The organism is Janthinobacterium sp. 1L-D-8-B-C4 (assembly GCF_057291295.1).
Window position 1 is genome coordinate 65,655 of the sequence record NZ_JBXAVX010000013.1, and the last position, 26,391, is coordinate 92,045.

Below are 26,391 nucleotides of genomic sequence, written 5' to 3' on the forward strand. Positions count from 1 at the left end.
CGTTTCCATCTCAATTGAGTCGCAGGCGGCGCGGCAACAGGCCACGCAAGCCGCGCGGGCGGCGCTGTTTCTGCTTCCAGTCGACCACGCCGAACACCGGGATCTGCAGCACGTCGCTCAGGTCCTGGTCAGAACGGATGCGGCGGTCCAGCAGTTCAGCCAGCAAGGCGATACCGCAGCCGAGCATGATGCCAAGGAAGATCGACAGCAGCACATTGCGCGCAATATTCGGGCTGTCCGGCTGGATCGGCGCGACGGCCGGGTTGAGCATGGCGATATCGGACTGCTCGGCCTGGCCTTCGATGCGCGTTTGCGACAGGCGCTGCGACGTCACGTCAAAGGCGCGCTGCGCGCTTTCCACATCCTTGCTCATGACGCCCATTTCATCGCGCGTGCGGTTCAGTTCCAGTACCTTGGCCTTTTGCGCGGCCAGGGCGGCGCGGATCGACGCTTCGCGCTGCTGCAAGATTTGCGCATTGTTGCCCACGCTTTGCGAGGTGGCGCGGGTCTGCTCGGCCAGGTCGCGGCGCAGCTTGTCGACTTCGGCCTTGGCGCTCTGGTACTGCGGGTGGTTGCGGTCCAGGCGCTGGCCCAGTTCAGCCAGCTTGCCTTCGGCATTGCCCAGGCCCAGCTTCAGGCTCTGGATCAGCGGATTCGAGGCCACGTCGGGCGACTCGGACAAGTTGCCGCCGGAGGCCATGCGCTGGCGCGAGGTCGCTTCCATCGATTGTCCCTGGGCGATCACCAGCTGGGCCGACAAGTCGTTCAGGCGGTTCGATTCCACATCGAGGCGATTGTCGAGGCTGACGATGCCATTGTCCTGCTGATACTTCGACAAACGGCTTTGCGCCTGTTCGACATTGTCGCGCAGCAGTTTGGTCTGGTCGTCGAAATAGGTGGTCGCCTTGCGCATCGGATCGACCTTCAGCTGGATGCTGACTTTCTGGTATTGCTCGGCGAACGCATTCGACACGGCCGCCACGAATTGCGGGTCGGCGCCCTTGAAGCTGATGTCGACCACGCTGCTTTCGCGCGATGGCATCACTTCGAGTTTTTTCAGCAGCAGGTCGGCCAGCCAGTCGCGCACCGTGCCCTTGCCTTTCGCCGCTTCGTTGAACTGGGCGATGACGGCCGGACTACGGGCCAGTTCGAGCTGGTCGACCACGCGCAGCGCCACGTTCTTGCTGCCGATGATGTCGACCTGGGTCGCCATGTAGCCAGGCAGCAGCTGGCCCGGCAGGGTGACGCCGGTCAGGGGATCGATCCCCTTGTAGTTCATCAGCAAGGTGCTGGTGGCCTTGTAAGTCTTGGGCAGGACCAGGCTGACGCCAAGCGCCAGGGCGACGGTGATCAGCAAGGCCAGCAAGACAATTTTCTTGCGCGCCCGAAGGATCAGCAATAGTTGGGACAGATTCATGGCGAGACTTTCAATACTTGACAATAGGCGCAGGCGCGCGCTTAGAAGAGGCTTTCCTGTACATACACGACATCGTCGACCAGCAGCAGGTCGTCGTGCCTGGCCTGGATCACTTCGACCTGGCCGGCCGCATTGCGGCGCTTGATGCGCACGCCACGCTCGGTGCCGCGCTGGGTCAGGCCGCCGCCGACGGCCAGCGCTTGCACCACGGTCATGTTGCGTTCCAGGCGAAAGGCGCCCGGGCGCTGCACTTCGCCATAGATATAGAAGCGCGGCGCGCGCTCGACGTAGATGATATCGTTGCCCGACACCTCCATGTCACCCTTCAGGTCGCCACTGCGCACGATGTCGAGGATGTCGATCACTTCACGCGACGTGCTGCCGGCGCGCTTGCGGATCAGGCTGACCTGGTCGGATCCTTCGGGATTCATGCCGCCGGCCATCGCCAGCATGTCCATCACGGTACGCTTGCCTTCCAGCGGATAGCGGCCCGGGCGGTTGACCTGTCCCAGCACCGAAGCCTGCTGGCTTTGCAGGCTGGTGACGATGATGTTCACTTGCGCCTTGCGCAGGTAGCCGCCGCTCTCCAGCAGGCCACCGAGTTTCTTTTCCGCTGCCGAGGCCGACAGGCCGCCGACCTCGACTGCCCCCACCAGCGGGAAGGTGATCTGGCCCGCCTCGCTCACGCGCGTTTCCAGACCCAGGTCCGGGTTGCCGTAGACGGAGATTTTCAGCACATCACCGGCGCCGAGCGGCACGTCGGCAGCCAAAGCCATGCCTGCGGCCAGGGTCAGCAAGGCCGCCATCATCCAGTTTGCGAGTCGTTTCATGATTACTGATATCCCTTGGTTATTGCTGATGTAGAACGACGAATGGCCACGCTTATTTCAAACCGGCCACGCCGCGTTCAGTCGATTCGTTCGTGCTGCCGGCCGGCGCTGCCGTGGCGGCGGGCGCCGCTGGCGCGCCAGCCGGGGCTGTGGCGGCAGCGGCCGGGGCCGGGACCGGGACCGGGACCGCGTCCTTGTTGAAATACTCGATCTTGGCGCTGGCGCGCAGGCGTTTCAATTCGGCGTCGGCGGCGTCCTTGCTTTTCTTGTTGGCGAGAAATTGCTCGATTTGCGGCGTGGCCACATCCAGGCCGACCGGACTGTCCTTTACATCGGCCAGCGACACGAGCAGGCTGCGCTCGCCTTCGCGCACGATGAACAACTGCCCTTTCGTCATCGACGCGAGCTTGCTGCTCAGTTCAGGTGCCAGGTCGGCGCTGGTGCGCGACACCTGGCTGCGGGCATAGGCAACCTTGTGGCCGTCGAGCCATTGCGCCACCTCTTCGAGCGACCTGGCGCCATCGATCACGGCTTTCAGTTCATCGTTGAGCGCGCTGGTGGGCAGGATCAGCTGGCGCATGTCGAACTGCTTGCGCTGGGTGAAAAACTGCGGATTTTGCGTGAAATAGGCCTCGACTTCCGGCTTGCCCGGATGCACGGCGGCGCCGATGCGCTTCTGCATGTAAGCCTGCGCCAGGATCAGGGCCTTGGCCCGTTCGATCGCCTGCATGACTTTCGGATCGCGATCGACTTTTTCCTTTTCCGCTTCATTTTGCAACAACTGGCGGTCGATCAGCGACTCGAGCAGCTGCTTGCTGGCAGCGGCCTGCTGCGTCGACTGCACGCCGGCGCGCTGCAGCTCTTCATTGAGCTGCAAGATGGTGATTTCCTTGCCATTGACGCTGGCCAGCGACTGGCCAGGCTTTTTTTCCTTGTCGCCGCAGGCGGACAGGCCTGCCGCAGCCAGCAGGACCAGCGCAGCGCACAGCAGGCGTGGTGCAGGACGGGAATGGATAAAATGACTCAAGCGTGCTCCTTAGCAATAACCAGCAGGAAAATGCCTATCTCGCTGCGGAGATCAGGTGGCGGCCCGGCGCTGGCATGCGCGGTCATCGCCAGATGTTTTCCACAATTTATAGATATGCATCAACAAATTAACAATCTTGCAAATATAATACAGCTGACATAACTCAACAAGTGAAATATTTGCCTAAATATCTACTAATAAGATAAAAAAACAACTTTTTCCAGCGTCTGTTGATTGCAAATGATTATGCATCAGACACGGCGATAATGCTTGTTGATGATGAGTCGAGTTGCCTTGCAAGTTACCATTTACGGTAACGCAAGGCCGGCAGGGGCAAGGCCGTAAGAGGAAGAACATGACTGCGGCCTTTCCACAAGGAAGGCAAACTGCCGCAGCAGGCGGCCAGGCAATCACGCGCCTGGCGCACCTGTCGCGATCGGACGGCGCGCTCGGAAGCACGATGCGCCATTTTAACGCGTATTAATACCGCGCAACGTTTATTCAACCGTATTTTTAGCATGGGTGCGATGGTGCAACGGCCGAAGCAGGCGTCAATGCGCATTATCGCGCGCCAGCACCACTTTCACGGTGCGGATAATAATCCACAAATCGAGCCACAGCGACCAGTTGCGCAGGTAGTCGAGGTCGAAATGGATGCGCGCTTCCATCTTGTCGAGCGTCTCGGTTTCTCCGCGCAAACCGTTCACCTGCGCCCAGCCGGTGATGCCGGGCTTGACCTTGTGGCGCAGCATGTAGCCTTTGATCAATTTGCGGTATTGCTCGTTATGCACCACCGCATGCGGGCGCGGGCCGACGATGCTCATGCGCCCTTGCAAGACGTTGAGAAACTGCGGCAGTTCGTCGAGCGAGCTGCGGCGCAGGAAAGCGCCGACCCGGGTCACCCGCTGGTCATCCCTGGTCGCCTGTACCACCTTGTCGCCATCCTCGTGCACCGTCATCGAACGGAACTTGTAGACCACGATTTCTTCGCCGTACAGGCCATAGCGGCGCTGGCGGAAAATCACCGGCCCTTTCGAGCTGACCTTGACGGCGATGGCGATCAGCAGCATTACCGGTAGCAACAAAACCTGGATCAGCAAACCCAGCAGGATATCGCTGCCGCGCTTGATCATGCTGTTATAGCCCGTAAAGGGCGACTCGCGGATGGCGATCACGGGCATGCCGCCCACATTGTCGAAACGCGCCTGCATCAGGTCGAAGATATAAATATCGGGCAAGAAATACACCGACGCCGTCGTGTCTTCGAGGTCGTCGAGCATCTTGCGGATGCGCGGCTGCGCCGAAATCGGCTGGCTGATGAAAATCATCTTGATCTGGTGTTCGCGCACGTAAGCGGCGATGTCATCCATGCGCCCCAGCATCGGTTCGCGCATTTTCTCGGGCCATCGGTCGTCGGTACGGTCGTCGAAAAAACCATGCACGTTCATGAACAGGTTCGGATTGCGCGCGACGGTGGCGGCAAACTTCAGGCTGGCGTCATTGGCGCCGATGATCACCACCGAGCGCACTTCGCTCTCGCCATCGGGGCGCAGGCTGAACTTGCGCGCCGCCAGATGGCAGGTCAGCAACACGAACGGCGTCAGGACGAACCAGGCCAGCACCACCTCGGTATCGAAATGATAGGCCAGGCCGGTGGCCGAGCCGAGGAAGGTCAGGATCAGGACGGTAAGGCTCCAGCCGATCAGGATGTCGCGCGCATACGCCAGCATGCGCCCGCTGCGCCAGGTACGGTAGGGGTCGATATGTTGAAACACGGTCGACGAAATGAAGATGGCCAGTATCATCAGCACCAGCATATAGCCGGTAAATGGCGAACCGGAGGCGAACGCCAGCAGGTAAAGCAGGCCCATGATCACCAAAGGATCGAGGACCCGCTGAAAGAAAGAGATCAGGGGAATATCGTTGACCGTCATGTCCATGGTTTAAAACTGTATGCTGCCATTGAAAGAAACGCCTTTGGCGCGGTAGTTGCCGCTATCGATGATGGCCACGCCGCTGCGTTGCTCACGGAACACGCGGGCGCCCAGTTGCACCTTGGGATGCGGGGCATAGGTCAGCCCCAGCGATGCGGTGTTGGTGCTGTCGCGGCCATCGCCGGGCAGGGTCAGGCCGCTGGCGGCGGCAAAATCGCGCCGGACGCGGCGCAGCTGCGCTTCGGCGCGCACCTTGGCCGAAGCCGTCCATACGCCGCCCAGGCTGGCGCCCGTATTGAGGCTGCTGGTGACCAGCGAGTTGTCGACCGAACCGAATTCGCGCCAGAGCATGCCGGTAAAGCGCACCTTGCCCAGCGGCTGCCAGTACACGCTGAGGCGTCCGTTGCGTCCGCTGGTGTCGCGGCCGGACAACAGCTTGTTGCTGCGGCGTACCCAGCCCCCCAGGAACTCGAGCTGCGTCATGCCGCTCAGAGTCCAATAGATATTGGCCTTGATCTCGTCCTGGCGATAGCCGTTGCCATAAGTGCCAGCCGCAGCGCCAACGCGGTCAGGGTAATCGCCGTCGAGATGGCGCAGCTGCAGGCCAACCCGGCTTTCGCTGGGCGCCAGGTAATCGAGTCCCAGCTCGGCGGCGTTTTCGATCCAGTTGGAAAACGCCTGCTGTGGCAGGTCATACGAATAACGGTCACGCGTGTAGCCGCTGCGCACGCGCCAGCTGGGATGAAAGCGCCAGGCGCCGTCGACATACTCGCGGCGCTCGGTGCGCAAATTGCGTACCGAGCTCTGGAAATCGCTGAACGGCGTCAGCGTTTGCGAATAGCTGGCGCCCACATGGCCTTCCAGATGATTGCCCAGATGCCATTCAAGATCGGCCAGGAAATCCTTGCCGTCGTAATCGAACTGGCTGAAACGGTTGAAGCTCACCTTCGACCACTTGGCCTGGCCGGTGAGGATCTGCCGGCCGATCGGGCGGTTGAACAGAAAGCCGGCCTGCAGCATGCGCGAGGTATCGGAACGGGCTCCCGTAAAGCCGGGCACCTCGTCCGGCAGGCGCATCAGATTGTCATCATAGGAATAGGCAGCAGCGGCAAACGGCTTGACCGTATCACTGATATCGGCCAGCGCAGCACTGCTGGAAAGCGTTACGGCTAAAAACATCAACGCCCGCAGATCCGGCCTGACCGAGAGCGATTTGGCAAATGACTTTTTTTGCAAAAAATTCAACATGGATTTAGTCTTTGACAAGGCAAACAGTTGACAGGGCAATACTACCAGCAATTCCAGTGCCCACCAGAAATTATCCTGAAGCCAGGCAAGCGCTTCGCTACGCCAGGCACAAGGATTGGCGAGCACAGCCACTGGCGGGCGCAACAGCATCAGGCTGCAGTCGATTGGTCACAGCAGAAAAACAACAACCCCCGTCACAATGGCCGCGGCCAGTCCGCCAGAAATATGAAGTAGAGGTAGGCCAGGAATGGCGCTACCCTGGGCATGCCGTGCGGTCAGGCATGTGGCCGCGTGCAAGGAGGGGCTGGCAGCGCGGGACGCACCGGCCCGGAGTGCGAGATTTCAATAATAAACATGCATCTCTCGATGTAAAAAATATAATCAATTGATTATATCAAGCACGACCGTTTCCGTGGGAAACAATCGTGCTTTGAATGACAACAAGCGATGAAGAAGCATCAACTATTGGCGCGCGCCTCGATCAGTTCCCATTTCTCCAGCGCGTCCAGCAGTTCGCTTTCGATCTCGGCCACGCGCGCGTTCAGGCGCTTGCCCTCGGCCGGCGTCTTCTTGTAGAAGTCGGGATGCGACAACTCGGCGGCCAGCACCGATTGCTCGTCTTCCAGTTTGGCAATCAGCTTCGGCAATTCATCGAGTTCGCGCTGCTCCTTGTAGCTGAGCTTTTTCTTGGCGGCAAGTGCGGCGGCCTCGGCCTTGACGGCAGGCTTGCTGGCAGGGGCGGCGGCCACCGGCAAGGTGCGCACGCGCTCCCAGTCGGTATAGCCGCCAACGAATTCGCGCCACTTGCCGGCACCTTCGGCGACCACCACCTGCGTGACGACGTTGTCGAGGAAGGTGCGGTCGTGGCTGACCAGGAACACGGTGCCCTTGTAGTCTTCCAGCAACTCTTCCAGCAATTCCAGCGTATCGATATCCAGATCGTTGGTCGGTTCATCGAGCACCAGGCAGTTGGCCGGCTTGGCGAACAGGCGCGCCAGCAGCAAGCGGTTGCGCTCGCCACCGGACAGGGTCTTGACCGGCGAGCGTGCACGCTCGGGCGAGAACAGGAAATCGTTCAGATAGCTCATCGAGTGCTTGCGCTGGCCGTTCACTTCCACCCAGTCGCTGCCCGGCGAAATCGTTTCGATCAGGCTTGCTTCTTCATTGAGCTGGGTGCGCATCTGGTCGAAGTACGCCACTTGCAGCTTGGTGCCGAGCTTGGCCGTGCCGGTATCGGGCGCCAGCTCGCCAAGTATCATCTTGAGCAAAGTGGTCTTGCCGGCACCGTTGGCGCCGATCAGGCCGACCTTGTCGCCGCGCAGGATGGTGCCGGTGAAGTTGTCGATGATCACGCGGTCGCCAAAGCGCTTGCTGACATTTTCCAGCTCGGCCACGATCTTGCCCGAGCGTTCGCTCGAACCGACTTCCAGCTTGACCTGGCCCTGCTGGTCACGGCGCGCAACACGCGTCAGGCGCAACGCTTCGAGGCGGCGCACGCGGCCTTCGTCGCGCACGCGGCGTGCCTTGACGCCCTTGCGTATCCACACTTCTTCCTGCGCCAGGAATTTGTCGAACTTGGCGTTTTCCACTTCTTCGTTTTCCAGCTGCTCGGCCTTGCGGGTCTGGTAGGTGGTGAAGTTGCCCGGGTACGACAGCAGTCGGCCACGGTCGAGCTCGATAATCCGCGTCGACACATTGTCGAGGAAGGAGCGATCGTGGGTAATGAACAACACGCTGCCACGGAAGTCGCGCAGCAGGCCTTCGAGCCACAAAATCGAGGTGAAATCAAGATGGTTGGTCGGCTCATCGAGCAGCAGCACGTCGGGCGCCGAGACCAGCGCGCGCGCCAGCGCGACGCGCTTTTGCATGCCGCCAGACAGGGTTTTCATCAGCATGTCGCCGGTCAGGTTCAATCGGTCGAGCACGGTTTCAACCTTGTTCGGCAAGCTCCACGCATCGGCCGCGTCGAGCTTGACCTGAATGTCGTGCATGCGCTCCATCAGTTCGTCGTCGTTGCCCTGGCCAAACTGGCCCGTCAGCGCGTCGTATTCCTTCAGCCACGCCTGCGACTCGCCCATGCCCGACGCCACCGCGTCGAACACGGACATTTCCGGATCGAACTGCGGCTCCTGCTCGACATACGCAATCTTGATGCCTTGCTGCATCACCAACAAGCCATCGTCGAGCTTGAACTTGCCCGAGATGACCTTCAGCAGCGACGATTTGCCAGTGCCGTTGCGGCCGATCAGGCCGACCCGTTCCGACGTTTCCAGTGAAAATTCCGCGTGATCGAGCAGCGCGACGTGACCGAACGCAAGTTGCGCCGATGAAAGAGAAATGACAGCCATAATGAGTAAAGGTGCTCGGGCGCCGTCGCCTGCCTGCCGTCAAGCAGACAAAACAGCCGCCGATGTGGATGAATGAAGCACGCATTGTACCGATAGTCGCGCAAGCATAGGCATATCTTGCAAACTCTCGGCTATAATTGCGCTCGCTTCGCCACATCGGGCGAAGCCAGCGTCCTCCCCGTAGCACAATGGATAGTGCACATGCCTCCTAAGCGTGGGATACTGGTTCGATTCCAGTCGGGGGGACCAAGCATCAGCACGCTCTATGGCTGCTTTATCCTGAAGCCCTCGCGCAGCACCTCGCCGCGCCTGCAAGCAGTCCGCCGATTGAACCAGTCACGCCCGGGCTGTTCCACCCACGCCAGCGTACGGCCGGAAACATACACCAATACCAGCACATAGATAACCATCAGCGCCAGGCTGGCCGGCACGCCATGGCTGCGGCGCAGCAGCGGCTCCATTGCCAGCAGCAGCACCGGATGCAGCATGTAGATCGAATACGAGCGTTCGCCCAGCATCTGGAATGGTCGCCGCGCCAGCAAGCGCGCCAGTGCGCCACGGTCGCGGCAAAGCGACAGGATCAGCATTGCAAACAGCGGCGCAAAGGCAAAGCCCAGTGCCGGACGGTGCTCGACGAGCATGAAGCCGGCACCCAGCAGCGCCAGCAGCAGCAGTTGCAGCGGCGTGCCGTCGATGCCATCGCGCAACCCGCCGCCCTTGCCGTCCAGGTACTGGCGCAGATGGACCATCAGCGCGCCCAGCATGAAGGCGGCGACGCAGCGGGCAAAGCCGAAATCATGGGTCACGTCGAGGCAGGCGCCGCGCTGGAGGCAATCGCGCCAGACGATGCTGGTCCAGGCCACCAGCGCGGCGGCAAGAACGCCGAGCAGCAGAAACATTGCCAGGCGCAGCCGCGCGCGGAACAGCACGCACAGCAGCGCAAACAGCACATAGGCATAAAATTCGACGCTGATGCTCCAGCTGACAGGATTGAGGATCAGGTGGTCGAACACGCCCATGCCGTGCGTCAGCGTCAGCGTCGACAGGACCTCGGCCGGCGTGGGCCAGTCATAGGCCAGTATCGCCGCATCACCCTGGCTGGCAAGGTAGCCGGAGCCGACGGCCAGGTTGCGCAGCACGCTTTTCAGGTTCAGCGCCAGCACATAGGCGACGGTGGCAAACAGCAGCAACGGAAACAGGCGGCCGAAGCGGCGCACCAGAAATGCCGGCACGGCTGCGGGCCGCTGCAGTGTTTCACGATACAGCAGGCACATCAGAAAGCCGCTCATGACAAAGAACAGGTCGACCAGCAGATAGCCGTTACGGATCAGTGCAATCTGGCCGGCAAACAGCTTCAGGTGGAATAGCGCCACCAGCAAGGCAGCCACGCCGCGGCTGCCCTCGAATGATTTGATCATGCAGCCGAGCGCTTGAAGACGCCGGCAATTGCCAGCGACACCAGGCCCAGCAGCAACAAACTGGCCGCAGACGGTTCCGGCACGGCGCTGATGGCAAAGACCTGCATGGCGCCGTAGGTAACGTTGGGATAGCTGGCGTAGGGCTTGCCGTCGAGCAGGCTGGCGCCAAACGTGCCGGTGACCGGATCGATATACGAGTAGCGGTAGGAAATGCCGTTCGTGGCAAGGTCAGCCGAGACGCCCAGGTCGAAACCGATGCCGAACGATGGCCCGGCATCGATGTCGTTGTAGGTCTGGTTGGCGCCGACGGTGCCGAGCGCATAGCTGTCCGGCGCCTGCAAGAAGAACTGGTTGCTGGTCAGGTTGAAAATGAAGGCGGTACGGTCAGCCTGCTTCGGCGTCAGGTTGTAGCCGCTGGTGGAACTCCAGCTTTGCGGATTGTAGCCGCCCACCAGCCAGGTCTGGCCGCTGTCGTTGCTCGCTTCCATCACCGAAAACGTGCGGCCCTTGCCGTCGCTGGCCAGGTGGAAGTCGCGCGAGGTATCGCCGGGCACCTTGGTATAAATCGGCGTCAAAGCCAGCGGCCCTTCGCCAAGCCAGCCGGCGAGCTGGTTCTGGTGTGCACTGCCGAGCAGCGACTGCGCCAGGGCAGACGGCGCGGCGGCGCACAGCAGCAGGCTGGCCACGGTGCGCAGGACTATCTTGTTTGCTTGTTGCATTATTGATCCCTGTGGAAATACCGTACACGCTGCGGCATGACAATATAGCACAAGGTGATGCATTAATTACATCAATGATAGTGCATCGATGTGGATGAGATACTACGACGCCCCGTCCGACAGCAGCCGCATCTGGCCGGTCGTGCTGCTTATCACGGCGGCCAGCGCCTCCTGTACCGCAGCGCCATCGAGCGCAGTCGTTTGCAGCAAGGCGGCCAGGCCAACGGCCGCACCATGCAGGCCCAGCGTGGTGCAGCCCAGGTGCAGGCGTTCAAGCTGCTGGCGCGCCAGCGCCGGTTCGCCGCGCGCCAGCAGCACCTCGATATGGCTGGCGGCGGCGCCGGCCTGCTGCCGGAAGCCGGTCAGGTAAGCCAGCAACCGCTCGCCATCCACGCCCAGCCGTTGCAAGGTCTGCTGCGGTGCTTCGGCCGGCAGCGCCACGCCAGGATTGACACAGGCGTCGAGATACTCGCGCACCTGCTCCTGCTGGAACGGCTTGACGATGTAGCCGGCGGCGCCGGCGCGCACCGCGTCGCGCACGGTGTCCTGGTCGTTGGCCGACGACACCAGCACCAGCGGCATGGCGTCAAGCGTGCTGTCGGCGCGTACTTTTTGCAGCAGCTCCATGCCCGACAGGCGCGGCATGCGCAGGTCGCAGAAACACAGGGCCGGGCGCAGCCCGCCTTCGAGCTGTTCCCAGGCGGCGGCGCCGTCCTCCGCTTCCACGATATCGTGCACGCCGCAACTGTCGATCAGGTGCATCAACACCATGCGCGAGACCACATCATCATCGACCACCAGTACTTTCATTGCCGCCTCCATCGCTGGCGCCTGCAACGCGCCTCTGCCTTATTCTACCGAACTTCACCGCCGCCGCCGCGCCAATTGTCTTTTATATATCAGCCTTGACGGGCGCCGATGTCGGCCAGCAGGGCGTGCAGGCGCGGCAGTTCCAGCGCCACGCGCGCCCAGTGCCCGCCATCGGCGGCCTCTTCCAGTTCGGTGCACAGCAGGTGCAAGGCGGCTTCGTCGAGATAGGCGGCGCTGCCCTTGAAACCATGCAGCAGGCGGCCGGCGCCGTCGCTGTCGCGCGCAGCTATGGCGGCGTCCAGTTCGGCCAACCGGCCAGCCAGGTCCAGCGCAAAGGCGCTGCGCAGGCGGCGCTGCAACTCATCGCCGCGCGCTGCCGGCGCCACCAGCAAGCCCGGCGCGGCCGGCGCCAGGCCGAACAGCGCATCGAGTTCGGCCTGGCCGCGCGCCAGCAGGCGTGGCGGCTCGGAAGGCAGGCGCGGCAGCAGATGGCCGCGCGCCAGCTGGCGCTCAATGGCGCGCCCCAGCAGGCAGTGCAGCGCCGTCTCGTCGATCGGTTTGCTGAGGAAGTCGTCCATGCCGGCGCCCAGGTAGCGGCTGCGGTCTTCCTCGCTGGCGTTGGCCGTCAGCGCGACGATCATCACATGCTGGTCGCAGACCGGCTGGTCCGGCAGGCCGCCGGCGCGGATCACGCGCGTGGCCGTGGCGCCGTCCATCTCGGGCATGCGCCCGTCCATCAGCACCAGGTCGTAGCGCGTCTGGGTGCAGGCGGCCACCGCCAGCGCACCGTTGGCCACCACCTCGACCCGGTGCCCGAGGTCTTCGAGCATCACGCGGATGATGATCTGGTTGGTCGGGAAATCCTCGGCGCACAGCACGCGCAACTGGTGGCTGTGCGGCGCCAGCGCCAGCTGCGGCACCAAAGGCGGCGCCACGCCGTCGGCCAGCGGCACGGTAAACATGAAGGTGCTGCCCTGCCCCGGCGCGCTGGCCACGGCGATTTCGCCGCCCATCAGCTCGACCAGCTGGCGGCAGATCGCCAGGCACAGCCCGGTGCCGCCATAGCGGCGCGTGGTACTGGCGTCGGCCTGCTCGAATTTCTGGAACAGGCGCTCCATCGCATCGGCTTCGATGCCGATGCCGCTGTCGCTGACGATGAAGCGGATCAGGTTGGCCTGGCGCGCGCCGTCCATGGCCGGCGCCAGGCCGGCCCGCTCGACGCGCACGCGCACCCCACCGCGCTGGGTGAACTTGAAGGCGTTGCCGACCAGGTTGACCAGCACCTGGCGCAGGCGCGTCGGGTCGCCCACCACGAAGCCTGGCAAATCCGGCGCCAGCTCGATGGCAAAGCCGATGCTGCGCGCGGCGGCCTGCTCTTCGAACAGGCTGACCACGTTTTCAATCGCCGCGCGCAGCGCGAAATCGATGTTTTCCATCGTCAGCTTGCCCGCTTCGATCTTCGAAAAATCAAGCAGGTCATTGATGATCGCCAGCAGCGACTGGGCGTTGGCCTGGCCGCGCAGTATCTGTTCGCGCGTCGCCTCGTGCAGCTGGGCGTCGCGCAGGGCAAAGCCCAGCATGCCGATCACGCCGGCCAGCGGGGTGCGCATCTCGTGGCTCATGTTGGCCAAAAATTCCGATTTCTGGCGCGTCGCGTCTTCCGCCTTGCGCTTGGCCAGGCGCAGGCTTTCCTCGTTCTGCGTCAGGCTGGCGTTGGCCAGCGCCAGCTCGTCGGCCTGGGCCCGCACCTCGATCTCCTTGCCTTGCAGTTCCAGGTTTTTTTGCGACACTTCGGCCGTACGTTCACTGACCAGCTTTTCAAGCTTGCTCTGCTGGCGCCGCACGATGCGCATGCGCTGGCGGTAGGCGCCGTAGATGGCGCCTGCCGCCAGCGCCAGGACCAGGCTGCGGAACCACCAGGTCTTCCATACCGGCGGCAGGATGGTAATAGCGAGGGTGGTGCCTGCCTCGTTCCACACGCCGTCCTTGTTGGCGGCCTTGACGCGAAACACATATTCGCCCGGATCGAGATTGGTGTAGGTCGCAAAGCGCCGGCCGGCGTCGGTCATGACCCAGTCCTGGTCGAAGCCTTCGAGCCGGTAGGCGAACATGTTACGTTGCGGCGCGGCGAAATGCAGGGCTGCGAACTCCAGCGAAAACACGCTGTCGCGGCTGGTCAGGGTCAGGCTGCGCGCATGGTCAATGGCGGTGTGCAGCAGGTGCGCAAACTCGCCGCGCCCGACCAGCACCGGCTTGTTGAACACTTGCAGTTCCGTGATAGCCACCAGCGGCGGCACGCGGTTGTCGTGGATCTCGGCCGGCACGAAGGCCGTCATGCCGTTGAAGCCGCCAAAGTACATGGTGCCGTCATCGGCGCGCAGCGCGGCGCCGTCAAAGTACGAGCCCTCGGAGGTGCCGTCGGCGCTGTCGTAATTGCGGAACTGCCCGCTGCGCATGTCGAGCCGGGTAATGCCGCTGTTGGTGCTCAGCCACAGCTGGTCCCGGTCGTCGCCGAGGATGCTGGCAACCGCGTCGTCGGCCATGCCGTCCTTGCGCAGGAAACGCCGGAAGCGGATGTTGCCCTGGTCGTCGACCTCCATGCGGTTCAGGCCATTGGCCGTGGCCACCCACAGCACGCCGCGCTTGTCTTCATGCAGGAAATGCACTTCGTCGTGGCTGAGGCTGGACGCATCTTTCGCATCGTGGCGGTAATGGCGGAAAGTGCCTTTGGTCCGGTCGAACAGGTCCAGGCCGTGGAAAGTGCCTATCCACAGCCGGCCCTGGCGGTCTTCCAGCACCGGGCGCACGGTATTGTCGGACAGGCTGTCCGGGTTGGCCGGATCGTGGCGGTAGGTGGTGAACTTGCCGCTGGCCGGATCGAAGCGGTGCACGCCGCCGCGCGTGGAGACCCACAGCATGCCGCTGCGCTCGCCGGCCACGTTGCGGACGGTGTCGCTGTTCGGGTCGCCCACGCCAAAGCGGGTGGTGGAAAAGCGCCGGGTGGCCAGGTCGAAGCGGTGCAGGCCCGAGCTGCCGCCCACCCACAGCGCACCATCGCCGCGCGCATACAGGGACGTGACCTGCTCGTCGCGCGATACGCCGGGCGTGGACTGGAAATCGAACAGCTCGGTGGCGCCGTCGCGCGTGTCGTACAGCTTCAGGCCACGGCTGGTGGCCAGCCACAGCTTGCTAGCGCCCGCATCGGCCAGCGCGCGCACTTTTTTATCGGCCAGCGCGGCCATGTCATCGGGCGCGCGCACCATGCGCGAAAAACCGCCGCTGCCCAGGTCGACGCGGCTCACGCCGTTATACCAGGTGCCCACCCACAAGGTGCCGGCGCGGTCGCGGAACAGCGATGCCAGCTGGTTGTCGGCGACGCTGACCTTGTCGCCCGTCTGGTGGCGGAACTGCAGGAAGGTGTCGCTGTCGGGCTGCCAGCGCAGCAGGCCGTCGGCATTGCTGCCCAGCCAGACGGTGCCCTCGACGTCCTGGTACAGGCTCGCCACGCGCAGGGCCGAAAAGCCCTGCTGCGGCCCCATGCGCTGGCGCAAGACGGGCGGCTGGCCCTTGGCGCCCAGGCGCCAGCGTTCGGCGCCGGCGCGCGTGCCGATCCACAGGTTCTGCTCGCGGTCGACCATCAGCGCATGGATCAGATTGTATTTCGAGGCCGGCGACGGGTCGATCACGAAATGTTCAAAGCGCGCGGCGCCCGCCTGGGCCGGCGCCAGCATGCCCAGCCCCGTCACCGTGCCAATCCACAGGCGGCCCTGGGCATCGAGCGCCAGGCTCTTGATGTCGTTGTCGCCCAGGCTGTCGGGATTGCCCTCCTCATGGTGCCAGCTGCGAAAGGTGCCGCTGGCGCGGTCGAAATGCTGCAAGCCGTCATTGGTGGCGATCCAGAAGCCCTGCGCGCCGTCGTCGAGGATGGCATTGACATGCCGGCTGCCGTTGCCGCGCTTGCCCTTGCCCGGGGCCCGGTAGTGGATGAAGGTCTGGCTGGCCGAATCGAAACGGTCCAGGCCATTGTCGGTGCCGATCCACAGCTGGCCATCGCGGTCGACATGCAGCACGCCGACCCAGTTGTCGGCCAGGCTGGTCTCGTCGCCCTCGATATTCTTGTAGACCACCACCCGGTAGCCGTCGAAACGGCTCAGGCCGGACTGGCTGCCGAACCACATGAAGCCCTGCGCATCCTGGGCGATCGCCAGCACCGATTCCTGCGCCAGGCCCTGTTCGACACTGAGCTGGTCGAAGCGCAAGGTACGCGCCGGCGCAGCCTGCGCCCAGCCGCCCACCAGCAGGCACAAACACCACGCTACAGCGCAAACCCGTCCAAATACCCGCACGATCGTCCATTCAAAAAAAACGCGCCACATGCGCGTCAGGCGGCGAAAAACGCCAGTACATCGTCTTTGCGGGCCTGCGTGTCGCGCTGTCCAAGACGAATCAGCTCGTTAGTATACGTCGATTCGAACAATAAATACGAAGCCAGCGCCGCCCCCCGCGCTTCAGCCGCGCCGATGCCCGACAACATGGTGCGGATCGGCCGCGGCAGGCTGCCGATATGGCGGCTGGCGATCGCGTCGAGCCGCTCGGACGGCGCAATCACCAATAGTTCCACCGGCCGCAAGGCGGTTTTGCCCAATAATTCAGGCGGCAGCATCGACAAGGTCAGGTTGATGCGGTTCAGGCGCTCGATATCGACCGCCAGGCCGTCGAGGAAGATCGACGACAGCGCATGGCCGGCGATCTGCGCCAGGCTCGGGTAGCGCGCCGACTCGGCCTTGCCCGGCGCCGGCTCCGTCATGCGCCCGGCGCCCACCACCAGCACCTTGCTCGCGCCCAGGTGGATGGCCGGCGAAATCGGCGCCAGCTGGCGCATCGAACCATCGCCGCAATATTCCTTCTGGCCGCCGATAAACAAAGGCACGGCCGGGAAGATGAACGGAATCGCGGCCGAGGCCAGCAGGTGCTCGACGCCGATCTGGTCCTGCAGCGCCAGGCGCTGGGTGCGCACCCATGGTGCGATCTCGGCGCCGGTCTGGTAGAACGTCATGTGCCGGCTGCCCGAGTACGACGAGGCAGTAACGGCCAGCGCATGCAGGCGGCCATCGGCCAGCGCCGCGTCCAGGCGCGGCAGGTCGAGCATGCGGTGCAGCAGGCTGACCAGCGGCGTGTTGTCGAGCAGCGAACTCGGTGGCACCGCATGCCACTGGCGCAGCAGCCAGCCGAACGACAGCAAGGAGAGCCAGCGCGCGCCCGAGCGGATCACGCCCAGCGAATCGGCGCGGTAGACCTGCTCGACCTCGATATGCTGCCATACGTCGAGCAGCTTTTGCACGCCCTCGCCGAAATGGTCGGCGCGGCAGGCCAGCGCGGTGGCGTTGATGGCGCCGGCCGAGGTGCCGCAGATGATGTCGAAGGGATTGCGCTGGGGTGCCCAGCCGGCTTCCAGCAGAATCGCCGAAATCGATTGCAGCACCCCTACCTGATAGGCCGCGCGCGCGCCGCCGCCCGTCAGTATCAAGCCTGTTTTGAGTGTTGTACCCATGACCGCCGATCAAGGATAAAGAGGCACAATGGAAGGCCATACAGCCAGCGGGGGCGGCAGGTCATACGTGGAGCGGGCCGAAGGTTACTAGCCGACGGCCTGACCGGTGCTATCAGGCAGGAAGAACATGACGGTTTCCGTCCAGCTTTCAGTGTAGTGGCGCAAATAGATACGGTAACCAGGCGCATAACTGTCAACCAGATTGAAAATGCCCCACATGTCGGAAGGCCTGTGATATACAGCGATGGCCAGCTTGGGCCGTTCTCTGGCGATATGCTGCGCCGCACCTTTGAGAGCATTGATTTCCCATCCTTCAAGGTCCATTTTGATGAATGACACCTCGCTGGCGATACAGGCGTCGATGGTAGTGACATGGATGGCGCTGTCGCCCTCCAGAGTGACGGCGCTGGACGAACCTTCGTTGGCGTTGAAGTACAGCGTCCCTTCGCTGTCGGACACGCCTTTCTCAATAAACTCGATGTGCTCAAAGCCTGCCAACCGCTGCCGGGCCAGCGCAATGTTCTGCGGTGATGGCTCGAACAGATAAACCTGGCGGTAGTCGGGATAACGGCGGCAAAACTGCTCGGTGGTGTCGCCGTCAAAGCCGCCTGCGTCGACAAACACTTCCCGTTCGAAGTCCATGAAGTCTTCAAAATACTGCTCTTGCGGCCGAAAGCTATAGTTCGCCAGCACAGTATGGTCACCGGTGAGGCGGTAGTGCAGCACGTCGTTGAAGACTTGGCGCGACTCGTCGTCAGCCAGGCGGTCGAACACCGCGCGCCATTGCTGCGCGTGGAGCGTCACATCGGCGCGCGTCTCGCGTACGAAATCAGGCAACGGTATCGTCTCAGGCATGGCCTTGCACAGGCTCGCATATGAAACGAGCTGAGAAAAACCTGCCGCCTGCAGGCGGGCAAACGCGGTCCTCGGCTTGGCATTGATGACGCAGTTGACGATGATATCGTCGCGCCCCACCTGTTCCAGCGTCAGTACCGGCTTGCCATACCAGGTCGACCCTGGCGGCGCGAAATCATCGATATAGGCATCGGCACGTATCAGGTCGCTCAAGGCAAGGGACAGCGCATTGCGTCCGAAGCAGTAGCGCAACGCGCGGTTTTCCGGATCGACCAGCGACAGCGCAAGCTTACGCTGCGCCAGCGACAGTGTATGCGGGTACGTATCCAATACTTTATTGCAATCCAACATTACCGAAATCACCTTCATCAGATTATAAAATGCCGTCTGCAGCGCGCGTCCATGCCGCAACAATAGCAGGGTCTTGATGCTTTGTGAAAAAGTTTGATACATGTTGCGCATCTTGCGGCGTCGCCTTGCAAGTGCCTTTACCCTCAGTCTCCCCGCACCATGCCCTCGCGGCGCGGATCGGCGCCACCGAACCAGAAATCCTGGCCGTGCGCGTGCAGCCGCATGATGCCCTGCAAGCCGGAATTCTGTTCACTCACGCGCACCTCGTGGCCCATGGCGCGCAGCGCATCGATTTGCGCGGCCGGGATGCGGCCCTGTTCCAGCTCGGTGGGGCCATTGCGGCTGCCAAAGTTCGGCAGGCTGATCGCCTGCTGCACGTTCAGGCCCCAGTCCATGGTGCCGACCAGTACCTTGGCCACGTAGTTGATGATGGCCGAGCCGCCCGGCGAACCGGTGGCCAGCACCAGCTTCTGCGTGCCCTTTTCAAACACCAGCGTGGGCGACATGGCGCTGCGCGGCCGCTTGCCCGCCTGCACGCGGTTGGCGATCGGGCCGTTCGCATCGCGCGAGTCGAACGAGAAATCGGTCAGCTGGTTGTTCAGCAAAAAGCCGTCGACCATCTGGCGCGCGCCGAACGCGTCTTCCACGCTGGTAGTCATCGACAGGCCGCCGCCAAACGCATCGACCGCCACCAGGTGCGAGGTCGACGGGCGCTGCAAGGCGTTGTCCTGGCCCCACGCCACCTGCATGCCGGGCGGCGTGCCGGCTGCGGCGCGGCCCATGGAACGCTCGCCGATCAGCGCGGCGCGCTGCGCCAGATAGCCTTTGTCAAGCAGCGCGGCGATGCCGGCGCCCGGCAGCGGCACGAAATCCGTATCGGCCACATAGCGGTTGCGGTCGGCGTAGGCCAGGCGGCCCGCTTCGGCAAACAGATGAATCGCGCGCGCGTCTGGCACGCCGTCAACCGGCGGATACGCGCTGAGGTCTTTTGTCTCCAGTATGCCCAGCATCTGCGCGATCGCGATGCCGCCGGAAGACGGCGGCGGCATGCCGCACACGGTCCAGGCCTTGTAGTCGCTGCACACCGGCGTGCGCACCTTGGCCTGGTAAGCGGCGATATCGCGCGCCGTCAGCTTGCCCGGATTGGTCGGATGCGAGGCCACCTTGGCGGCGATGTCGCGCGCGATGCGTCCGTTATAAAACACGTCGGCGCCGCCAGCGGCAATCTCGCGCAGGGTGCGCGCCAGCTCGGGGTTTTTGAGCACGTGGCCGACCGGCCGGGGCTGGCCATCCTTGTCATAAAAGTAGCTGGCGGCGACCGGGTCGCGTTTCAGGGCCTGGTCCCATTTCAAGAGGCCATTCAAGCGCTGGCTGACGGCAAAGCCGTCCTGCGACAATTTGATGGCCGGGCCGAACAAGGTGGCCCAGGCCAGCTTGCCATGCTGCTTGTGCGCCAGTTCCAGCATGCGAAGCACGCCGGGCGCGCCGACGGAACGCCCGCCGACCACGCCAGTGGCGCGCGACACGGGGCTGCCGTCACGGTTCTGGAACAGGGTTTCGTCGGCGCTGGAGGGCGCCGTTTCACGGCCGTCATACGCCTGCACCTGCCTGCCGTCGGCATACAGCAAAAAGGCGCCGCCGCCGATGCCCGACGATTGCGGCTCGACCAGGGTCAGCACGAGCTGGGTGGCAATCGCCGCGTCGATCGCGCTGCCGCCCTGCTTCAACATGGTGTAGCCGGCGTCGGCGGCCAGCGGATTGGCGGCCGCCACCATGAATTGTTGCGCCGCCCAGCCCGGTTTTTCCGCATACGCGGTGGCGATCTCGGGCGCCTTTTGCGGCACTTCGGCGTGGACAGGGCCGGCGCACAAGGCGGCCAGCAGGGCAAGGCGCAAGGCCAGCGGCTTGAAACTGTTCATGGATGCTCCGATAACAAAACACCGGATATCCTACAGCACCGTGGCATTTCGAAGCAGGCAGCTTATTTCGGCTGCATGCGGATCGCACCATCGAGGCGGATGGTTTCGCCATTGAGCATGACGTTTTCAACGATGGCTTTTACCAGCTGCGCATATTCGCCCGGCTTGCCCAGGCGCGAAGGAAACGGCACCATCTTGCCCAGCGCATCCTGCACTTCGGCCGGCATGCCCAGCAACATAGGCGTTTCGAAAATGCCGGGCGCCACCGTCATCACGCGGATGCCGCTGCGCGACAGGTCGCGTGCCATCGGCAAGGTCAATCCCGCCACCGCCGCCTTCGACGAGGCGTACGCCGCCTGGCCGATCTGGCCGTCAAACGCCGCCACCGAGGCGGTATTGATAATGATGCCGCGCTCGCCTTCCGCCGTGGCATCGAGCTTGCCCATCGCGTCGGCCGCCAGGCGGCACATGTTGAAGGTGCCCACCAGATTGATATTGACCACTTTCTGGAACAGCGCCAGCGGATGCGGGCCGTCCTTGCCGACGGTTTTCACGGCCGGCGCCACGCCGGCGCAGTTGACCAGGCCACGCAAGGTGCCCAGCTTGCTTGCCGCCGCCACCACCGCCAGGCCATCCTCTTCCGAGGTGACGTCGCACTGCACGAATACGCCGTTCAATTCGGCCGCCAGCGCCTGCCCCGCCTCGACCTGCACGTCGGCCAGCACCACCTTGCCGCCGGCGGCCGTGAGCATGCGCGCGGTAGCCGCGCCCAGGCCCGAAGCGCCACCGGTGATGATGAAAACATTGTCCTGTATTTGCATGAAGTCTCCTGTTGAATTGATACCAATTGACGTTTACGTAAACGTCATGTCATAGTCAATTGTAGCCAGTTTCTGGCTGCTGCGGCAACAACTTGCCCGGCTCAGCTCAAAAACACTGCAGGAAAGCACCGTTGCGGTGGCAAACGCGGCCATTCGCGTCCAGCGTGGCGTTGCCGATGCCGCCGTCATGGCGCATGCCCGAGGCATCGCGGCAGCCGCCACTGTCGCAGGAATTGACCGGCAGCGGCGCGCCCGGCACCGGCGCGTGCGTTGCCGGCGGCACGGTCTGGTAGCGGATAACAGGCGGCGGCAGTTGCGTGGCCGGCATGCGGCCGATCACCTGCGGCACGGCGCGCCGCGCTGTTACCGGCGGCGCGGTGGCGCACGGCTCGACCGCCAGCCTGGTGTTGTCTTGCGGATCGAGCCGGCAGACCGGCAGCGGCTCGTCAGGAACCGGGTCCTGCGCCGAGGCCCAGCTGGCGCTGCCAGCGAACAGCAACAGCAATAGTGCGGATTTCATAGGATGCTCCCGCAAACAATGATGGTGTCAGTATTGGCCTGCATGGCGCCAGATGCCAGCGACAGTAACGTTTTTTTACGTTTTCGGGCGCGGGCCAGCGCGCCTGCGGCAGAAAATCGCTGCCGCAAGAATCGGCAACAGTGTTTTTATTTCTTGCGTTCACTTTCTTTATTATCACGATGGCATTACAATAAGAACGATTCTTATTCGCATTCATTGAGTGCGGCAACACATCGATCTCCAAGCCACCCGCAGGCAGCCAGGAATAACTCTCTCCTGGAAAGCCTCCATATGCTCAAGCGCAGTGCCGTTTTACCGATTGTACGTTCTCCCGCCCCCCTTTCCCTGCTACCCGGTCTGCTGCCCTGCCTGCTGTCGCTGGCCGTTAGCAGCGCCTGGGCCGAAGGCAATCTTGCCGCAGATCCCATCCTGACGACCGTGGTCGTTACCGCCTCTGGCACGGCCATCGATATCAAGGATGCGCCGGCCAGCATCAGCGTCATCACGCGCGAGGAAATCGAGCGCCAGCCCGTGATTGACCTCAATACCCTGCTGCGCCGGATCCCCGGCGTGACCGGCGGCACCAGCCCGGTCGGCGAAGAGTCGAAAATCAAGCTGCGCGGCCTGCCCGACAAATACACCCTGATCCTGGTCGACGGCAAGCGCATGGGCAGTTCGGCCGACACCGCCTACCGTCCCGACCTGGGCCGCCAGGACCTGAACTGGATTGCGCCCGAGATGATCGAACGCATCGAAGTGGTACGCGGCCCGATGTCGTCGCTGTACGGCTCGGACGCGATGGGCGGCGTGATCAATATCATCACGCGCAAGGTGCCGGGCAAATGGAACGGTTCGGCCACCGCCAACTATATCGAACCGCAGAACAGCGGCCGCGGCGCGGCGCACCAGTTGGGCCTGAACCTGGCCGGGCCGCTGTCGGACACCATCGGCATGCGCCTGGGCGTGGCGCAATCGAAGCAGAACGCCGACGAAAAAATCATCAGGAACGCTGGCGGCATCGGCGGCGAACGCAACCAGAGCATCACGGGCCAGCTGAACTGGGCCCTGAACCAGCGCCACAGCCTGTCGCTCGACGCCAGTTATGGCCGCCAGGAAGCTTCCGATTCGCCGGCGCTCGATGCCGATGGCGAACCGCTGTTCTACGCCTGGGGCGCGAGCAAACTGATACGCAAGAGCATCAGCCTTGGATATGAGGGCAAGCTGGAGTTCGGCAAGGCGCGCATCAATCTGTACCACAATGACTTTGACAACCAGGTCACCGGCGTGGTGGCGAAATCAAAAGACAGCACGCTCGACGCGACACTGGAAAAACGCCTGGGCTGGGGTGTCGAGCAATTGCTGGTGATAGGCGGCCAGTGGAAGCACCAGGAACTGACCAATACCGATACCATCGGCACCATCCCGCTCGACTACCTGGGCAATCCGGTGACGGGCGCGTCATTGTCGGGTACCACCTCGGCGCTGTTCGCCGAAGACCAGCTGTTCTTGCGTGACGACCTGACCGCCACGGCCGGCCTGCGCCTCGATCACCACAGCAAGTTCGGCAACCACTACAGCCCACGCCTCTACCTGGTGTACCACCCGCTTCCTGCCTGGACCGTCAAGGGCGGCATGTCGCAAGGCTTCCGCGCGCCCAGCCTGAAGGAAAACTCGCCCTCGGCCGCCACCAATTCGGGCGGACGCGGCTGCACCAGCCTGCGCCCGCTCGGTTATATCAGCGGCACATGCTACATGGCCGGCAATGCCGATCTGAAACCGGAAACCAGCACCGCCGGCGAGATCGGCGTGGCGTATGAACACAATGGCTGGGATGCCGGGCTGACGTATTTCCACACCGACTTCAAGAACAAGATCGACTATGCGCCGCTGGGCAAGTTCCAGGGTATCTGGTGGACCCGCATGACGAATATCCAGAAGGCGCGCACCAGCGGCCTGGAAGCGACCGTCACCGTGCCGTTGACAAAAAACCTCAACTGGCGCAACAACCTCACTTACATGCGCGAAGCGAAAAACCTGACCACCGGCGCCAACCTGCTGTCAACGCCGAAACTGTCGTGGTATTCGGCGCTGGGCTGGCAGGTCAACGACCAGCTGTTCGGCGAAGTGTCTGCGCAATACACGGGCAAGGAACTCGACGCGGGCAGCCTGGCCAACAAGGCCTATACCATCGTCGACGCGGTGCTGTCGTACAAGCTCACGCGCAACTGGACCGTGCGCGGCGGCGTGGAAAACCTGCTCAAGAAGGGACCGACGGCCGACGGCCAGGTCGACTACTATGTGCCGGGGCGGCGCATGTTTGTCGGCCTGACCTCGCGCTTTTAACTAGTTTGGCGGTGTCGCTGGCGCGGGCGTGGCCGGCGTCAGTATCAGGGGCGCGGCGGCGCTGATCGGCGCCGGCGCGCTGACGGCCAGCCAGCCGGTGGCCGGCAGCAGCGGCACCAGCAGCAGCGCGACGATATTGATGATCTTGATCAGGGGATTGACGGCCGGCCCGGCCGTATCCTTGTACGGGTCGCCCACTGTGTCGCCGGTGACGGCCGCCTTGTGCGCTTCGGAACCCTTGCCGCCGAAATGGCCGTCCTCGATATATTTCTTGGCATTGTCCCAGGCGCCGCCGCCGGTGGTCATGGAGATCGCCACGAACAGCCCGGTGACGATCGTACCCATCAGGAGGCCACCCAAGGCGGCCGGCCCCAACAGCATGCCGACCACCACCGGCACCACCACCGGCAACAGCGAGGGCACGATCATTTCGCGGATCGCCGACGCCGTCAGCATATCGACTGCCTTGTCGTATTCGGGCTTGGCCGTGCCTTCCATGATGCCCTTGATGTCGCGGAACTGGCGCCGCACTTCGACCACCACGGCGCCGGCCGCGCGCCCCACCGCTTCCATCGCCATCGCGCCGAACAAATAGGGAATCAGGCCGCCGATAAACAGGCCGACGATCACCATCGGGTTCGACAGATCAAACGTGATGTGCTGGCCCACCGATTCAAGCGCATGCGTGTAGTCGGCAAACAGCACCAGCGCGGCCAGGCCGGCCGAGCCGATCGCATAGCCCTTGGTGACCGCCTTGGTGGTATTGCCGACCGCGTCGAGCGGATCGGTAATCGCGCGTACCGACTCGGGCAGGCCCGACATTTCGGCGATGCCGCCGGCATTGTCGGTGATCGGGCCATAGGCGTCGAGCGCAACGATAATGCCGGCCATCGACAGCATGGACGTCGCCGCGATGGCAATCCCGTACAGGCCGCCCAATTGATACGACACCAGGATCGCCACGCAGACGGCCAGCACCGGATAGGCGGTCGACTTCATCGATACGCCCAGGCCGGCAATGATATTGGTGCCGTGGCCGGTGGTCGACGCTTCGGCGATATGGCGCACCGGCTTGAAATCGGTGCCCGTGTAGTATTCGGTGATGTAGACCATCAAGCCCGTGAGCACGATGCCGACCACGCTGGAACCCATCATCTTGTAGCGCATCGCGTCATCCGGCCACAGCAGCCAGGTGACCACCGCAAAGCCCACCAGCGACAGCCCGGCCGCCCACCACAGGCCGGTGTACAGGGCCGACATGATCTTCTTGCCGGGCGCGGTTTTCACCATCGAACAGCCGACGATCGACGCCAGGATCGACACCGCCCCCAGCAGCAGCGGATAGACGATGGCGGTGCTGGAGGCTTCGCCCAGTAGCAGCGCACCCAGCAGCATGGTGGCGATCAGGGTCACCACATAGGTTTCAAACAGGTCGGCCGCCATGCCGGCGCAATCACCCACATTGTCGCCGACGTTGTCGGCAATCACGGCCGGGTTGCGCGGGTCGTCCTCGGGAATGCCCGCTTCGACCTTGCCGACCAGGTCCGCGCCGACATCGGCGCCCTTGGTAAAGATGCCGCCGCCCAGGCGCGCAAAGATGGAAATGAGCGAGGCGCCGAAGGCCAGGCCAATCAAAGGCTTGATCAGGTCATGCTGCGACAGCCCGGCCGCGCCGGTCGACGCCAGCAGCCAGTAGAACAGGGTGACGCCCAGCAGGCCCAGGCCGACCACCAGCATGCCGGTAATGGCGCCACCCTTGAAGGCCACGTTCAGGGCCTGGTTGATGCCGAGGGTAGCGGCCTGCGCCGTGCGTACATTGGCGCGCACCGAGACGTTCATGCCGATAAAGCCGCAGGCGCCCGACAGCACCGCGCCGATCAGAAAACCCAGTGCCGTATGCACGCCCAACAAGGCATAGATGGCGATCAGGAGGACCACGCCAACGATGGCGATGGTGCGGTACTGGCGCGCCAGGTAGGCGGCTGCGCCCTGCTGGATCGCCAGCGCGATTTCCTGCATGCGCGCATTGCCCGGATCCTGGCGCAAGATCCAGCTGCGCGAGAGCAAACCGTAAATGACTGCGACCACGCCGCAGGCTACCGCAAACCACAGACTGGCTGCCATATCGTCTCCTTCTGTTTTTATACGACGTTATTGCCTACAGCTGCGGGCAACAACCCGCAGCCAGGAAAACACGACCTGCAAAAAAACACTACTGAAAACGAGGGCAGCTCATCAATATAAAAAAAGCGGACACTCGTGTCCGCTTTCTGTGCTGCC

At 63.2% G+C, this 26,391-nt stretch carries 17 protein-coding genes and 1 tRNA gene; 2 read left to right on the top strand and 16 right to left on the bottom strand.

The features are described 5' to 3' along the window. Nucleotides 1-10: 10 nt before the first annotated feature. The 6 genes from epsF to AC0Z42_RS20915 all read right to left on the bottom strand — a co-directional run bounded on the left by epsF (nt 11) and on the right by AC0Z42_RS20915 (nt 8,804). On the bottom strand, nt 11-1,417 hold the full coding sequence (gene epsF, locus AC0Z42_RS20890; RefSeq protein ID WP_485470106.1) for a chain length determinant protein EpsF: 1,407 nt from the start codon (nt 1,415-1,417) through the stop codon (nt 11-13). Nucleotides 1,418-1,458: 41 nt separating this feature from the next. After that, nucleotides 1,459-2,247 carry a polysaccharide export protein EpsE gene (gene epsE / locus AC0Z42_RS20895; RefSeq protein WP_485470107.1) on the bottom strand — a complete coding sequence of 263 codons (789 nt, stop codon included), beginning with the start codon at nt 2,245-2,247 and terminating at the stop codon, nt 1,459-1,461. A gap of 52 nt (nt 2,248-2,299) precedes the next feature. Next, on the bottom strand, nt 2,300-3,274 hold the full coding sequence (locus AC0Z42_RS20900) for an EpsD family peptidyl-prolyl cis-trans isomerase (protein ID WP_485470108.1): 975 nt from the start codon (nt 3,272-3,274) through the stop codon (nt 2,300-2,302). 551 nt (nt 3,275-3,825) lie between these two features. Next, a complete protein-coding gene (locus AC0Z42_RS20905) occupies nt 3,826-5,208 on the bottom strand; it encodes an undecaprenyl-phosphate glucose phosphotransferase (RefSeq protein WP_485470242.1) in 1,383 nt (460 codons plus the stop codon). 9 nt (nt 5,209-5,217) lie between these two features. After that, nucleotides 5,218-6,387 carry an XrtB/PEP-CTERM-associated polysaccharide biosynthesis outer membrane protein EpsL gene (epsL, locus tag AC0Z42_RS20910; RefSeq protein WP_485470109.1) on the bottom strand — a complete coding sequence of 390 codons (1,170 nt, stop codon included), beginning with the start codon at nt 6,385-6,387 and terminating at the stop codon, nt 5,218-5,220. A 527-nt stretch (nt 6,388-6,914) separates the two neighbouring features. Next, nucleotides 6,915-8,804, bottom strand: a complete 1,890-nt coding sequence (locus tag AC0Z42_RS20915) for an ATP-binding cassette domain-containing protein (protein WP_485470110.1) — start codon at nt 8,802-8,804, stop codon at nt 6,915-6,917. Between the two features lie 174 nt (nt 8,805-8,978). Between AC0Z42_RS20915 and AC0Z42_RS20920 the strand changes: the two genes are divergently transcribed. Next, nucleotides 8,979-9,053: transfer RNA gene (locus AC0Z42_RS20920), tRNA-Arg, on the top strand. Between the two features lie 14 nt (nt 9,054-9,067). On the opposite strand, the gene AC0Z42_RS20925 is transcribed toward AC0Z42_RS20920, so the two are convergent. The 9 genes from AC0Z42_RS20925 to AC0Z42_RS20965 form a co-directional block, all read right to left on the bottom strand. Beyond that, a complete protein-coding gene (locus tag AC0Z42_RS20925) occupies nt 9,068-10,222 on the bottom strand; it encodes an acyltransferase family protein (protein ID WP_485470111.1) in 1,155 nt (384 codons plus the stop codon). Beyond that, nucleotides 10,219-10,941 (bottom strand): PEP_CTERM-anchored TLD domain-containing protein, encoded by a 723-nt coding sequence (locus tag AC0Z42_RS20930; RefSeq protein WP_485470112.1) that lies wholly within the window; start codon nt 10,939-10,941, stop codon nt 10,219-10,221. Before AC0Z42_RS20930 ends, AC0Z42_RS20925 begins: the two co-directional genes overlap by 4 nt. A gap of 102 nt (nt 10,942-11,043) precedes the next feature. Continuing rightward, nucleotides 11,044-11,751: a response regulator gene (locus AC0Z42_RS20935; protein WP_485470113.1), complete on the bottom strand. Its 708-nt coding sequence runs from the start codon at nt 11,749-11,751 to the stop codon at nt 11,044-11,046. A gap of 89 nt (nt 11,752-11,840) precedes the next feature. Then, nucleotides 11,841-16,058, bottom strand: coding sequence for a hybrid sensor histidine kinase/response regulator (locus tag AC0Z42_RS20940; RefSeq protein WP_485470114.1), 4,218 nt, complete (start codon nt 16,056-16,058; stop codon nt 11,841-11,843). A 74-nt stretch (nt 16,059-16,132) separates the two neighbouring features. Next, nucleotides 16,133-17,302, bottom strand: coding sequence for a patatin-like phospholipase family protein (locus AC0Z42_RS20945; RefSeq protein ID WP_485470115.1), 1,170 nt, complete (start codon nt 17,300-17,302; stop codon nt 16,133-16,135). A gap of 87 nt (nt 17,303-17,389) precedes the next feature. Next, nucleotides 17,390-18,619 carry an FkbM family methyltransferase gene (locus AC0Z42_RS20950; RefSeq protein ID WP_485470116.1) on the bottom strand — a complete coding sequence of 410 codons (1,230 nt, stop codon included), beginning with the start codon at nt 18,617-18,619 and terminating at the stop codon, nt 17,390-17,392. A gap of 32 nt (nt 18,620-18,651) precedes the next feature. Next, entirely contained in the window at nt 18,652-20,427 is a 1,776-nt protein-coding gene (gene ggt / locus AC0Z42_RS20955; protein ID WP_485470117.1) for a gamma-glutamyltransferase, read from the bottom strand. Between the two features lie 62 nt (nt 20,428-20,489). Further along, nucleotides 20,490-21,248 (bottom strand): 3-hydroxyacyl-CoA dehydrogenase, encoded by a 759-nt coding sequence (locus AC0Z42_RS20960; protein WP_485470118.1) that lies wholly within the window; start codon nt 21,246-21,248, stop codon nt 20,490-20,492. A gap of 106 nt (nt 21,249-21,354) precedes the next feature. Further along, nucleotides 21,355-21,768, bottom strand: coding sequence for a hypothetical protein (locus AC0Z42_RS20965; protein WP_485470119.1), 414 nt, complete (start codon nt 21,766-21,768; stop codon nt 21,355-21,357). Nucleotides 21,769-22,059: 291 nt separating this feature from the next. Between AC0Z42_RS20965 and AC0Z42_RS20970 the strand changes: the two genes are divergently transcribed. Continuing rightward, nucleotides 22,060-24,111: a TonB-dependent receptor domain-containing protein gene (locus AC0Z42_RS20970; RefSeq protein ID WP_485470120.1), complete on the top strand. Its 2,052-nt coding sequence runs from the start codon at nt 22,060-22,062 to the stop codon at nt 24,109-24,111. Here the strand turns inward: AC0Z42_RS20970 and AC0Z42_RS20975 are convergent, their stop codons facing one another. Further along, nucleotides 24,112-26,235: a sodium-translocating pyrophosphatase gene (locus AC0Z42_RS20975; protein WP_485470121.1), complete on the bottom strand. Its 2,124-nt coding sequence runs from the start codon at nt 26,233-26,235 to the stop codon at nt 24,112-24,114. It abuts the gene before it with no gap. Nucleotides 26,236-26,391: the final 156 nt, after the last annotated feature.